Raw genomic sequence first — 11711 nt, 5'->3', positions numbered from 1 at the left:
ATGCCGAGCGGCCGAGGGCTTTCGGGTGTCGAGGCCGGCGCTGGCTGTTCGGCGTCGCCACTCGGAGGCCTGTTACCCTTCGAGATGGTGGAGCAATTGCGTGACGTACGGACTGTTCTCCCAGCTTCGATGCGGGCTAATCGTCGTGATCAGCGTTCGAGCCTCTTCGGGGCTCAGATGTCCGTTCCGAGCGTAGTCGACGATGAGCCGCGGCGTCGGGACGATCCGTGGCCCCTGGAGTACGGCGTGGATGAGTGGGAAGTTCGTCCCGCCGAACTCGTCGGTGAGAAACCCATCGACATCAAGCGCGTTCGCGAGGACGACCCCGTCGGTTTCGCCGTCGTCGAGCCCAAACGTCGGTCGGGAGTCCGGCGTCTCGTCGCGTTCGTAGGGGTCCTCGACCGTGTAGTGGCTGCGGGCCGCAAGTACGTTACTCGCGGCTGCCCCGTGGATATCTTGGTACTGCGTGATGTCACGGAGCTCTGGAACGACTTCTGACGGCACGAACACGTCACAGGACGTGAGCAGATACTGAAGCGGGTCCGGGGTGTCAGTGTCGACAGCCGCATCGGCTCGGGGCACCGCGAGACTGACGAGTGCGCTGGTGTCGGCGACGACCGTTCGCAGTCGTTGGCCGCTCATTCGTCATCGGCCGCGGTGTCGACCGTCGTCGCGTCGCCATCGTAGACGTCGACATCGTCGGGGGCAGCGAGATCGAGTGGCTCGTCCTCGAGGTCAGCTTTGAGGAGTCGAAGGCGCTGAGCGGTTTCGGCGCCGACCAGTTGTTTGACCGTCTCGAACGCAAGCTGATCGTCGTAGTACTTTGTCGCGACGAGTTCCTGAAACGACTCGCTGTCAGCGGTCTCTTCGATGTACTCGCGAATCGCCTCGACGAGGAGATCCGTCCGATCCTTGTCGAAGAGTTCCGCGATCGCGTCCAGCCGGTCGACGAGATACTCCGGGGACTGGAAATGGACGCGTCGGGGGTCGTCGCTTGCGCTCATTCTATGTGCACGTTCTGCGCATGGATGCATAATGGTTTCGGCGTCTGCACATAGCTTGCACATAGAATCGTTGCGAATCGCTCGTGTCGGACGGGTGTAGTGGGTGATAGAAAGGACACGACGGGCGCGGATCCGGCGTCAGCTCACGCGTCGTCAGCGCCGTCGCCGTCGATGTCCAACTCGTCGAGCCCTGCCTCAGTTTCCTCGATGTCGTAGTGTTCGTGGACGACGGGCCGGAGCGCCTGCAGAATCATCTCCGCAGCCAGCGGTGAGATGTCGAGGTCCTCCGCCATCAGCCGATGGGTCACTTCCCCACGCTCCCGAGCAATCGCGTAGGTGAGCGCCGTCGCGAGGCCGGCGACGCCGTGGCGGTCGATGTAGGTGTCGATGTCGGCGTCCGTCTCGCGGCGGCCGACGGCGTCGATGAGCGCCGGCGTGATCGTGTACTCGCGGTCACCGGCGGCGGTCGTCACGGTCAGGTCGATCTCCCGAGCGGCGTACTGGCGTGGCTGCTCGTCGTCGGTGACTGTGAGGACGCCGGCGTCGACGAGGCGGTTGACGTAGCTGTAGGCGGTTCCCTGTGCGAGGTCGAGGTCGTCCATCACGTCCTGGACGGTCGCCTCCCTCTCCCGAGCGAGGTACGCGTACAGCTGGGCCAGCTGTGGCTCCTCGAGGAGCTCCGCGACCGCGAGGAGGTCCTGGACGATGTCGCCGTCGGCGCGGTTTGCGGCGTGTTCCACGGTCTATGTTACAGTTTACAGCGAATCAGTAAAACGTGTTTGGTGCCCTCGCTGGCGTCATGTGCTGCGACCAGCCGGGAATCAGCTGTCACAGGACATACTGACTGGTGATGGCGATCACGACAAAGGGCGGTACTCAGACGGCAATGTAGTCGATTAACTGGCTCGCCACATCCTCGACGCGGTCGTCGACGAGCGAGGTCAGATAGTGGTCGACGTCTGCAGGACTGGTAAGCGTCGCAAGCGACCACGGGAGGACGTGGCTTCGTTCCCCAAGTGGGTCGCCCGCGTAGTCGTCGTCTTGGAGCGTGAGCGATTCCTCGTGATAGGTCTTCGTGGAGATGAGGACCGTGATGAGCTGCACACCGTGGGTCGGGAATTGAGGCGTCCCCAGCACCAGCATGGGGCGGCCTTTCTCCGAGAGCGGGTCGCTCGCCCAGACGATGTCACCACGTTCCAGGTCTTCGAACGCCGTCACTGTACGTCTTCCATCTCGTCAGTCTGAATGTCTTCAAGCCGCTCCTCGCCGTACTGTTCGTCGGCCGTCTCGTGGAGGCGGTGGAGCCGATACGCCGATTGGAGCCGCTCCTCGTCGTCCGTGATCGCCCAGTACGGGCGCTTGTGTCGCACCAACCCGCGTTCCTTCAGCCGCGAGAGGATCGCGCTAACAGCGTCGGTCTCCAGACCGAGTCGTTCCGCGATTGACGCCGCCTTCCACGCCCGGTCGTCGTGCTCGTCGAGGAACAGGACGATCCGCTCGGTGTCGGTCCGCTCCTCGAAGTCGTCGGCGTTGGCGTTCTCGAACTCCTCGATATCGATGGCGCCGCTCGACATACCTTATTGTTGGGCCTGTTGGAACATAGCTATTTGGTTTGTTGGCTCTTTGGTTAGAGTGGTTCTGTGCCTACCTACCGATGCGAGATGGAGTTACTCTGCCGGCGTGACAACGAGGGGATCCTCGAAATCGCGCGTCCAGCATGTCGCGAGCCGCCCGGACTACAGCGGGCGCACAACTGCAACGGGCCTTTCAGATGCCCGAGTTCGACCCGGAATCGCGTGAGCGCCGCGAGCGTGTCGACAACCAGTCCACAGCCGTCACAGGCGACGTGATCGCGCCCGGCGGGATCCGGCTCCGTCTGAATCGCGCAGTCGACACAGATCGGGTAGGTGACCCGCTCGTCCTGTCCCCAGGTGTGCTCCTCGCCAGTCTCGGTACCGGGCGGCGCGTCGCAAAAACGCACAGCCAGTGAGCGTCTGCTGCATCACTCGGCCTCCGCGTCGGCGTCGCGGCCGACCGTCCAGCCACGGTAGAAGACGCCTAGCTGTGTCGTCGAGTCGAACGCGGTGCCGCTCGGCTCGTGAACCAGAACGAAATCGTCAGGAACCGGAGTGAGGACATCCGGATGCTAACTGCTAAGACGGGCGCTGTCAAGCTTGGTCGGTGCGGCGGGCCAAGTCGTCTAAAGTCGTAGGCGTTGTCGTCTGTTCTCGGGGCACGCGTCCCCACTGGATCTCGTCTTCTCAGTCGTCGGTTTTCTGGAGAATCCGTGCTGCGTGGTCGGAGTTGTGCGCTTGGGTGGAGGCGAGGTCGTGCGTGTCGGCTAGTGTTCGGAGGACCGGGACTCGCTGGCCGAGTTCGGCTGGCGCGTGACTGTCCGACCCGAACACAAACTGGATATCGTATTCGGTGAACAGCTCGAGCATCCCCGGGTCTGGATGGACGCGGCCGAGTGAGCGGTGGACGCGTCCAGCATTCACTTCGGGAATCGTCTCGGAATCAGTGAGCGCTCGAACGACCCGCTCGTAATCCGCGCGAGTGGTGTATCGCCGTAACGCGGGGATTCGTTCGGGAAGGTCGAGATGCCCCACTACGTCGAACAGTTCAGATTCGACGAGCGCGACGACTGCATCGTAGTAGCGTTCGACCGCGGCCCGGCGCTGGTGTGCATCCGCTGTCGCGTACTGCGTCGCGCTGGTGTAGTTGTACTGGCCGGCGAAGTGGACGCTCCCGATCGTGTACGCGAAGTCTGCCGTCTCCAGGAACGCCGCAATCTCCGATTCGGTTCCTTCGACGTAACTCACCTCGGCCGCGTCGTACAGTCGGAGATCGGTCGCATCCCTCGCGGCGTCGATGTCCTCGCGGCGCTGCTGGTACGTTTCGACTAGGTCATACTTCGCACGGCGGCCGAACTCGTCGTCAGTGACGATGCAGTGATCGGTCAGGCCCAAGGCGCTCAGCCCTGCGTCTTCGGCCGCCGAAATCATCGCCTCGAGGGACGACCCGTCCGAGTAGGTGGTGTGCGTGTGGACGTCGGTCTGCATCAGCTCTCCGCCTCGTCACTGACGTCGTAGAGCCGCTGCCCCTTCAGTTTCGGCACCACGCCACGGCTATCGAAGTCCAGCGCGTACTCGTAGAGGTCCGTGCGCTTGACCTGCGGCTTGTCCTCGTACTTCGGTCCCTTGCCGAACTTGACGACCTCCCGGTAGACGTCGCGTTGCTCCGGCGTCAGGGGCTCGCCGTGCAAGTGGCGGGCGATATACAGCGCCCCGACGAGGTCCTCGGGTGACGGTTTCCCCTTCGACCCCGCAGCGACGAAGTACGTCTCGCGGTCGTCACCAGCAAGATGGTCGGCGACTGCTTTGCCGTTGGTCAGTCCGCCGACGTAGACGTCGACATCGTCACCGCCGGCGAGGCGAAGGTCCATAACCGCGTTTCCGCCGTTCGTCGACGTCATCGCCGTCGGTCGCCCGTCGACGTCGACGTCCTGTACGAAACTCGGCGAGTTGAAGAAGTCGTAGCCTTCCTCGCCCTCGTAGTTCGGGCCGGAGCTGCCGCCGATTTTCGCGTCCGGGTGCTCGGCCTTGAACGCCGGTTCGTTCCCGCGCTGCTCGGTGACGTAGATGTACTCGGTCCCGTTCGCGAACAGCTCCGGCACCGTCGTCGAAAACTGTGCAACGTCGACGACGACGTAGTTCCCCGGCTCGGGGTCGTCGGGAATCCTCGCGCGCCCCGGGATCATCGTCTCCAACAGCGTCGACTCCAGCGTCTCGCCTGTGACCAGACTCATACGACGCTCTCACCCTGATACTGCAAAAAGACCGCTAAGAGGCCTATACAGCTGACTTCCCCGATATGTAGGCCACAATAGTCCACCCGGTAGTTACACAGACCGCGACCGGAATGGTCGACGCGACACGAGAGCGACCACGCCGGGACCGCGTCCGTTCACGTCCTCGAAAGCGCGGTCACCCTAGTGCGAGTGCGGCGACGACGGCGAGCGAGCCGGCGAAAAACCACACGTCGACGGGGCGAATCTGCATGTCCGCGAGTCGAAGCTCGGTGCTCGCCTCGTCGTGCAGCGAGTGCGAGAACCCGCGGGCTTCCATCGCCTCGACGGTGACGCGACTGCGCTTGGCGACGTTGAAAATCATCGGGTAGAACGCGCGCATCGACAGCTTCAGGAGGTAGGCGTAGTGCCGCCAGCGGAGCCAACCGGGCGAGTCTGGGGCCGAACTCCGTAGCCGGAACGAGTTCACGAGGTCGTGGTACTCCTCGAACAGCACCGGCAGCATCCGGTAGCCGTACGTGATGAGGAACGTGAACTGGCGCGGAATCCCGAGGCTCCGCAGTCCCTGCGCGAGCGTCTTCGGCCCCATACTCGAGAACACGGCCAGACTCGACACGGAGATGATCGTCAACTTCAGCGTGAACGGAACCAGCGCGCGGACTGCCGCGACCGGGTCACCGGTGAAGACGGTGACGGCGGCGTAGGACGCCAGCGTCGACGCGACAGTGAACGCCATCAGGCCGACGAGGAAGAGACTGACCCGCGACAGCACCGCCAGCACCGACACGAACGCCAAGAGGCCGAGAAGAACCGTGGTGTCGTAGAACAGCCACGGCACGAACAGGAAGACGACGTACCACAGCAACAACACTCTGGGGTCGAGGCGGTGGAGGAACGACCCCTCATTCTCGTAGGCCGTGCGCAGCAGGTCGGCCTTGATCGCCTCGACGGACGTCGCATCGCGGAGGGCGTCGAGGGCCGCCATCACTGCTCCCCCACGGTCGACTCCGCCGACGACGCGGCTGCGTCAAGTCGGTCCGCGAACGCCTCGACGGTCAGTGGCGCCGGGTGGAGACCGAGTTCTCTTCCGAGCCGGACGACCTGCGGCGGGCGCAGGTTCGCCCGTTCGAGGACGTCGAGGTCGGCAAACACCGACGCTGGCGGGCCGTCGGCGATGACGCCGCCGTCGTCAAGCACGACAACGCGAGTCGCCCACGACGCCGCGAGTTCGAGGTCGTGGGTCGCAATCACGACCGTTTCAACGCGTTCCCCGGCGCGGTCGATCGTGCGGCCGACCTCCTCGCGGCTGGCGAGGTCGAGGCTCCCCGTCGGCTCGTCAAGCAGGACAATCGAGGGGTCGGTCGCCAGCCCGATTGCCAGCGACGCGCGTCGCTGCTGGCCGACGCTGAGCAGCCTGCCGTCCCGGTGCTGGAGCGGTTCCAGGTCGAGGAATTCGATGACGTCGTCGACGCGCTGCTCGACGTTTTCGTACTCCCTGTCGTCGAGGTAGTGGGCGACGTCGGCCCGGACGCTGTCGTCGATGAACATCTCCTCGGGGTTCTGCTTGACGTAGACGACCTCCTCGGCCAGCCGCTCGGGGAGTACGCCCGCAGTATCCGTGCCGTCTACGGCCACTGTGCCGTCGTCGGGGGTTTCGAGGCCGGTCACCAGTTGCATCAGCGTGGACTTGCCGGCGCCGTTGCTACCGACCAGCACCACCCGCTCGTCGGGGTACACGTCCAAGGAGAGGCCGTCGAGGACGTCTTTGGTCCCGCTTCGGAGCGTGTCGTACGAATGCGAGACGTTGTCGAAGGAGACAATCGGTTCCCCCGCCGAGTTCCCCTCCGCTGCGCCGTCAGTTCGAACCCCGGTGTCGAAGTCGCGGTCGGCGAGTCGGTCGACGCCGTCGGCGAGGGTCACCGGAAGCTGGCGTTCGTCGTCGAGGACGCACTCGGCGATACGAGTGACCTGAGGTGGATGAACATCTTGGGCGCGTAACGCGTCGAGCCGGTTGAGCGCCGACTCGACGGGTAACTTCCAGCTGACGACGCCGTCCTCGACGAGCACCACGCTGTCGCAGTAGTCGGCGACGAACTCCGTCTGGTGCTCTATCGTCACGACGGTCTTCCCGTGGTCGTCGTTGAGTGTGGCGAGCCGGTCGTAGGTCTCGCGAGCGTTGACCGGGTCCAGTTGGGCCGCCGGCTCGTCGACGACGAGGATGTCGGGGTCAAGCGACAGTGCCGCCGCCAGCGCGACAAGGTGTTTCTGTCCGCCGGACAGCTCCCAGACGAACCGGTCCTCCAATCCGTCCAGGTCGAGCAGGTCGAGCGTGCGGTGGACGCGCTCGCGGTAGTCCTCGTGGCCGTAGTTCATCGGCGCGAACGCGACCTCCTCGAAGACGGTCGGGCTGACGAGCTGGTTGTCGAACTCCTGGAACACGTAGCCGACGTGCTGGGAGAGCTCCGCGACGGAACTCGCGGCGACGTCGTTCCCGGCGACAGTCACGCTTCCCTGCATGTCACCCTCGTAGAAGTGCGGGACGATGCCATTGAACGACTTGCATAGCGTCGTCTTGCCGGAGCCGTTCCCGCCGATGACGGCGACGAACTCACCGGGTTCGATGGTCAGGTCCGCGCCGGCCAGCACGGCGTCGTCGGTGCCGGGGTACTGGAATCGTAGCCCGTCGACGTCGATGCGGGAGGTGTGAGTGGCTGCCATCGGCTCACGCCGTCCGGGTCGCTCGGTACCAGATTACGGCGGCGACGACTGCGGACGCCACAATCGGGACCGCGATGTAACTCTGACCGTACACGGCGAGGAACTCCGGCTCCCAGACGACGTTGACGGCGCCGCCGACTTCACTGGCTGCCTCGGCGGCGAACGCGATCGGGAACGCGACCAGTACCGCCGCGAGGGCCTTCACCGAGAAGCCGCGAAGCATCGACGCGCCGCGCTCGCCCTCGAACGGCTCCATGCCGAGCAGCGGCTCGACTTTACCGTGGAGCTTGGGGTAGAGGTACAGCGCGGGAATCACCCCGAAGATGACGCCCGTGATGAGCATCTGGGTGAGGAAGTCGACGCCTTCGAGCACGATAATGCTCTCCGGGAGGCCGGGGACGGCTTCCAGTTCTTCGACGCCGACGTAGACTTTCCCGATGTCGATGAACGTAGCGAAGAACTCCTCGAGGGCTTCAGCCAGGAAGACGACGATAGCGAGTTGCGTGGTGTTTTCCGGGTCTTGAAGGAGTTTCGCGGCGAAGTAGTAACAGACTGGGATGAGTAGCAGTCCTTCCATGGCGCCGAGTCCGTCGAACTCGCCGAGCAGGATTTCCCCGAATACGATTTCGCCGACGGGAACTGCGAGTGCTGCCCAGTAGGTCCGGAAGAGCAACACCAGCACAATCGGGATGAAGATGAACCCGCCGACCCCCAGTTCGAGCGGCCCGACCGTGAACTCGGGCATGATCTCCGTGAACGCGTTCTGTAATCCGGTGAGGGACATGACGAGGATGAACACCATCATGTCCTGTTTGCCGAACGAGAATCGACTTTCCGTACCGGCCGAGAGTGTGCTCATGCTACACTGGAACGCAACCCAATTTCATATTTGAATAATTATAATATCCGTACTGACCACTATGGACGCGTTCCCGCGACGCATACCACTATTTACCGGTTGGTTCCACCGTCGGAGACCGAGTCCGCGAACCCACCGGAATCGCGTCGAACGACACCCGTGGTATGGAGGACTGTTGAGCATTCATAGTAACACAGTTTATACGCGTTCCGGAAGGTGTCTCCCGTGTCTACCTCCGCACACCCGAAGCTGTGGACCGGCGTCCGGGCTGCGCGCCGCGCCGGCGACGCGCTGCGCGCGTAGACGAACGTACGCTAGGTGCCGCCGTGCAACTGTGTGGAGAACGGGGTTACCCGTATCCTTCGCAGTGGACGTGATTGGTGGGGACGCCGAGTCGCGTGACTGCAGTTTCGAGACTGTAGACCATCGCGTTGATACCGCAGGCGTACACCTCCAGTTCATGGGGGTCGATTCGCGCCTCGATGTCGACGTCTGGTCGGGTACGGAGCAGCTCCGCGATGTGTTGGCCGAACACGGCGTCGTCCAGCGCGCGTTCCTCGACGTATTTCAAGAGCGCGTCCTGGATGTACTCGGTCTCGCCAGTCCAGTCGGCGAGCCACGACTCCCGGGAGAGACAGGGGACGTAGTGGAAGTTGTCGTGGGTGGCTGCGCGGTCTTGGAAGGCGCCGTGATAGGGGAGGTCGTCTTCCCAAGCGGCACCGAGGAACAGCCAGACGTCGCGTGGCTCGCCTCGGTGTGTGTCGCGTCCGTCTTCGAAGAGGTAATCGAGCATACTCTTCATCGGTGCGACGCCGGTGCCAGTCGCCAGGAATGCCAGGTCGCGTTTCGATTGGTTCTCCAGGAGCAGGTGGCCGTTCGGCCCGCGAACTGTGACTTTGTCGCCGACCGAGAGGTCGTCGCACAGTTTCGGTGAGAGCCGGCCGTCGGGAACGCGCCGGATGCAGAGTTCGAGTTCGTCTCGGTTTGGCGAGCTGGCGACGGAGTACGGTCGCGTTCGACCGTCGTACCGAAGCGAGATGTACTGGCCGGCGGCGAAGTCGACGGGGCTGTCCACGTCGAGGGTGACGCTGACGAGTGCGGGATGCGCGCGTTCGTATCGGTCGCGGAACGCGCCGATTTGGGGTGCGAGTCGCCGATTGGCGCTCGTTGCGGCTTCGAAGACCGCAGTCCAATCGATCGGTCCGGCGTCTGGTATCGCGTCCTCGAATCCGTGCCGCGCGCCGACTGCGAGGAGCTTGCGTCGGATTTCGCTCCGGCGGTCTCGGTCCATCGCATTCACGGCCGTGACTGTGGCCGACTCCGAGAGGAGCGGGAGCGACTGCGCGTGTTCGTGTTGAGAGTTGTGCTCCCGAACTGTCATCGGATAGTAAAAGAGAGATGGATACGTGAACGTTGGGGGAACTCAAGTACGCATCAAACTGTGTCTGCGAGAGAGGAGAGAACCTCGTGGCCAATTGAGAGGAGGGCTGATAACCGTCCGTGGGTTCCCAGTGAGCGTATTGGTCACGGCGTGCTTCGAGTAGGCTCGGTGGTCGAATCTCCGCGGGGAATAGCAGTCGTCCCCGCGGTCGCACTTAGATTGAGAGTCGAATATGTTCACACGAACCTCCTTTTGGGTCGTCCCGCTAGGGGATGGTACGACGACTCTCGGCGAGACGAGAACTCCCCCCATCAAACGCATGCCCTACGTGAAACTCAGTATTACCATCCCGGACTTGGTCTGGATGAGTGACCTCTCACAGACGTTCCCCGAGACGGTGTTCCGCGTCACCGCCGCCACCGTGAACGACGACGTCGGCGTCGCACACATCGAACTCCACAGCGAGGACGCAACCACCATCGTCGAGTCGTTCCGCGACTACGACGCCGTCACTGACCTCACGATACTGGACGACGGCCCGAACGCGACCCGGATTCAACTCGAAACCACGTCCCCGCTCATGTTGCAGTCGATACAGGATTCGGGCGTCCCACTGCAACTGCCCTTCGAGGTTCAGGACGGCGAGCTGCTCTTGGAACTCACCGTTCCATCGGGGACGATGACGGACTTGACTGAGACGCTCGGCGACTACGGCATCCCGTACACCGTCGAACGCGTCAGCCAAGACGCCGACTCGGGGTCGCTGTTGACTGACCGCCAAGAGTGGGTGCTCGACAGGGCCGTCGAGCGAGGCTACTACGACACGCCGCGCGAGACGACGCTCGCCGAACTCGCCGACGACCTCGGGATGGCGAAGTCGACGTGCAGCGAACTCCTCCATCGAGCCGAGGGCCACGTCATCAAAGACTACCACACCGACGGCGAGGTCGCCGAAACAGAGACGCCCGCCCTCTCGGACTGACAAGCCGAAGTAGCCTAGCAACCCACCTGCAGTATGGAAGCCTCGCCGTTTACCGCGAGGAGGATGTCACGGGGGGTCCTCAGCGTCGTTAATTCCCTCGAACGTCTCGTGAGCATAGGCGTATCGCCACCGCTGAAGAATCGTTCGCGTCACGAGGCCGGCCTCAGACACAGCAATACAGGATTCCCCGACCAGACGACTCGGCGCGTCCGGTTTCGGGTGGCAATCGAACCGGAAGTTCTGATTCCGGTCGTCCGTATAGTGGATCGCATAGTTCTCGGTGAGACTCCACCGGATGTCGATCCGAGCAGTTGACGCTGCACCGACTCCGTCGGACAGTTCGACCGAGAGCGTCTGTGGATTCAACGGGTCGTCTAGTGACGCTGTCTCGGCCAGCGGCTCCTGCTCCATGACCAGGTCTCGAATCTCACGCAACGCCCCGGCGTCAATCGGCCCAAATACCTCGGATTGCTCGACCGGCTGAGACTGTTGAGAAGGTGTCTCGTCGTTGGTCATACGACGATGGATGCATCGCTATCGCCCTCATCGTCGGTATCTGTGCCAGTCAGGTGGCCAGTATTGCTTGCTTCAGCGATTGCGAGTGTTGCTTGTGCGAGTGCGAGGTTGCGTCGCGTCGTTTGCCATTCCGTGAGGCGGGCACCGTAGTCGCTATCGACGTCGTCGACGTCTCGTTCACGGGCGAATTATTCGGGTGAATCGACACCATATTCCTCACGCCATTCCTGTATCCGTGCCTTCATATCAGCAATACCGGACGCGATCTCTTCCGGGGCCAGTTCCGCGAGCAGCGACTGGGCATGTTCGGTGACTACTAGCAGTAGTTGCCAATACGGTTTCTTTATTCAGAGTAAGGGGTAAAACGGCCGGTCAGTACAGGTGACCAACCGTTCGGTACATCCTCCAATTTGCCAGTCGGAAGACCAGCGCGATAGATGTCA

At 63.1% G+C, this 11711-nt stretch carries 13 protein-coding genes and 1 pseudogene; 1 reads left to right on the top strand and 13 read right to left on the bottom strand.

Annotated elements, in window-relative coordinates; translation table 11 throughout:
• Positions 1-72 precede the first annotated feature (72 nt).
• From ABSL23_RS01120 to ABSL23_RS01065, 12 genes and pseudogenes are all read right to left on the bottom strand, one after another.
• Complete coding sequence (locus ABSL23_RS01120) at positions 73-642, bottom strand: hypothetical protein (protein WP_353633352.1); 570 nt, start codon at positions 640-642, stop codon at positions 73-75.
• Positions 639-1004 (bottom strand): hypothetical protein, encoded by a 366-nt coding sequence (locus tag ABSL23_RS01115; RefSeq protein WP_353633351.1) that lies wholly within the window; start codon positions 1002-1004, stop codon positions 639-641. The genes ABSL23_RS01120 and ABSL23_RS01115 overlap by 4 nt, the downstream gene beginning before the upstream one ends.
• A gap of 143 nt (positions 1005-1147) precedes the next feature.
• A complete protein-coding gene (locus ABSL23_RS01110; protein ID WP_353633350.1) occupies positions 1148-1744 on the bottom strand; it encodes a helix-turn-helix domain-containing protein in 597 nt (198 codons plus the stop codon).
• A gap of 136 nt (positions 1745-1880) precedes the next feature.
• Positions 1881-2222: a type II toxin-antitoxin system PemK/MazF family toxin gene (locus ABSL23_RS01105; RefSeq protein ID WP_353633349.1), complete on the bottom strand. Its 342-nt coding sequence runs from the start codon at positions 2220-2222 to the stop codon at positions 1881-1883.
• Positions 2219-2578, bottom strand: coding sequence for a helix-turn-helix domain-containing protein (locus ABSL23_RS01100; protein WP_353633348.1), 360 nt, complete (start codon positions 2576-2578; stop codon positions 2219-2221). The genes ABSL23_RS01105 and ABSL23_RS01100 overlap by 4 nt, the downstream gene beginning before the upstream one ends.
• Positions 2579-2671: 93 nt before the next feature.
• A pseudogene (locus ABSL23_RS01095) lies at positions 2672-3007 on the bottom strand (hypothetical protein).
• Between the two features lie 258 nt (positions 3008-3265).
• Positions 3266-4066 carry a PHP domain-containing protein gene (locus tag ABSL23_RS01090; protein ID WP_353633347.1) on the bottom strand — a complete coding sequence of 267 codons (801 nt, stop codon included), beginning with the start codon at positions 4064-4066 and terminating at the stop codon, positions 3266-3268.
• The gene (locus ABSL23_RS01085; RefSeq protein ID WP_353633346.1) at positions 4066-4812 is read right to left on the bottom strand and encodes a 2-phosphosulfolactate phosphatase; all 747 of its coding nucleotides are present in this window, start codon (positions 4810-4812) and stop codon (positions 4066-4068) included. The genes ABSL23_RS01090 and ABSL23_RS01085 overlap by 1 nt, the downstream gene beginning before the upstream one ends.
• 178 nt (positions 4813-4990) lie before the next feature.
• Positions 4991-5797, bottom strand: coding sequence for an energy-coupling factor transporter transmembrane component T (locus ABSL23_RS01080; RefSeq protein ID WP_353633345.1), 807 nt, complete (start codon positions 5795-5797; stop codon positions 4991-4993).
• The gene (locus ABSL23_RS01075) at positions 5797-7530 is read right to left on the bottom strand and encodes an ATP-binding cassette domain-containing protein (protein ID WP_353633344.1); all 1734 of its coding nucleotides are present in this window, start codon (positions 7528-7530) and stop codon (positions 5797-5799) included. Before ABSL23_RS01075 ends, ABSL23_RS01080 begins: the two co-directional genes overlap by 1 nt.
• A gap of 4 nt (positions 7531-7534) precedes the next feature.
• Positions 7535-8389, bottom strand: coding sequence for a hypothetical protein (locus tag ABSL23_RS01070; protein ID WP_353633343.1), 855 nt, complete (start codon positions 8387-8389; stop codon positions 7535-7537).
• 349 nt (positions 8390-8738) lie between these two features.
• Complete coding sequence (locus ABSL23_RS01065; RefSeq protein ID WP_353633342.1) at positions 8739-9770, bottom strand: FAD-binding oxidoreductase; 1032 nt, start codon at positions 9768-9770, stop codon at positions 8739-8741.
• Positions 9771-10089: 319 nt separating this feature from the next.
• Between ABSL23_RS01065 and ABSL23_RS01060 the strand changes: the two genes are divergently transcribed.
• Positions 10090-10752: a helix-turn-helix domain-containing protein gene (locus ABSL23_RS01060; RefSeq protein ID WP_353633341.1), complete on the top strand. Its 663-nt coding sequence runs from the start codon at positions 10090-10092 to the stop codon at positions 10750-10752.
• A gap of 66 nt (positions 10753-10818) precedes the next feature.
• Here ABSL23_RS01060 and ABSL23_RS01055 read toward each other — a convergent pair whose 3' ends face one another.
• Positions 10819-11268, bottom strand: coding sequence for a hypothetical protein (locus tag ABSL23_RS01055; protein WP_353633340.1), 450 nt, complete (start codon positions 11266-11268; stop codon positions 10819-10821).
• Positions 11269-11711 lie beyond the last annotated feature (443 nt).

Source organism: Halobacterium sp. NMX12-1 (assembly GCF_040435975.1).
In the GTDB taxonomy this organism is placed as follows: domain Archaea; phylum Halobacteriota; class Halobacteria; order Halobacteriales; family Halobacteriaceae; genus Halobacterium; species Halobacterium hubeiense.
Note: the sequence above shows the minus strand (reverse complement) of the source record. Positions and strands in the feature narration are given on the sequence as shown.

What these genes read in the sequence shown, in the direction of transcription:
- ABSL23_RS01120 (WP_353633352.1), bottom strand. Translation starts at nt 642, where the DNA reads ATGAGCGGCCAACGACTGCGAACGGTCGTCGCCGACACCAGCGCACTC.
- ABSL23_RS01115 (WP_353633351.1), bottom strand. Translation starts at nt 1,004, where the DNA reads ATGAGCGCAAGCGACGACCCCCGACGCGTCCATTTCCAGTCCCCGGAG.
- ABSL23_RS01100 (WP_353633348.1), bottom strand. Translation starts at nt 2,578, where the DNA reads ATGTCGAGCGGCGCCATCGATATCGAGGAGTTCGAGAACGCCAACGCC.
- ABSL23_RS01090 (WP_353633347.1), bottom strand. Translation starts at nt 4,066, where the DNA reads ATGCAGACCGACGTCCACACGCACACCACCTACTCGGACGGGTCGTCC.
- ABSL23_RS01085 (WP_353633346.1), bottom strand. Translation starts at nt 4,812, where the DNA reads ATGAGTCTGGTCACAGGCGAGACGCTGGAGTCGACGCTGTTGGAGACG.
- ABSL23_RS01080 (WP_353633345.1), bottom strand. Translation starts at nt 5,797, where the DNA reads ATGGCGGCCCTCGACGCCCTCCGCGATGCGACGTCCGTCGAGGCGATC.
- ABSL23_RS01075 (WP_353633344.1), bottom strand. Translation starts at nt 7,530, where the DNA reads ATGGCAGCCACTCACACCTCCCGCATCGACGTCGACGGGCTACGATTC.
- ABSL23_RS01070 (WP_353633343.1), bottom strand. Translation starts at nt 8,389, where the DNA reads ATGAGCACACTCTCGGCCGGTACGGAAAGTCGATTCTCGTTCGGCAAA.
- ABSL23_RS01065 (WP_353633342.1), bottom strand. Translation starts at nt 9,770, where the DNA reads ATGACAGTTCGGGAGCACAACTCTCAACACGAACACGCGCAGTCGCTC.
- ABSL23_RS01060 (WP_353633341.1), top strand. Translation starts at nt 10,090, where the DNA reads ATGCCCTACGTGAAACTCAGTATTACCATCCCGGACTTGGTCTGGATG.
- ABSL23_RS01055 (WP_353633340.1), bottom strand. Translation starts at nt 11,268, where the DNA reads ATGACCAACGACGAGACACCTTCTCAACAGTCTCAGCCGGTCGAGCAA.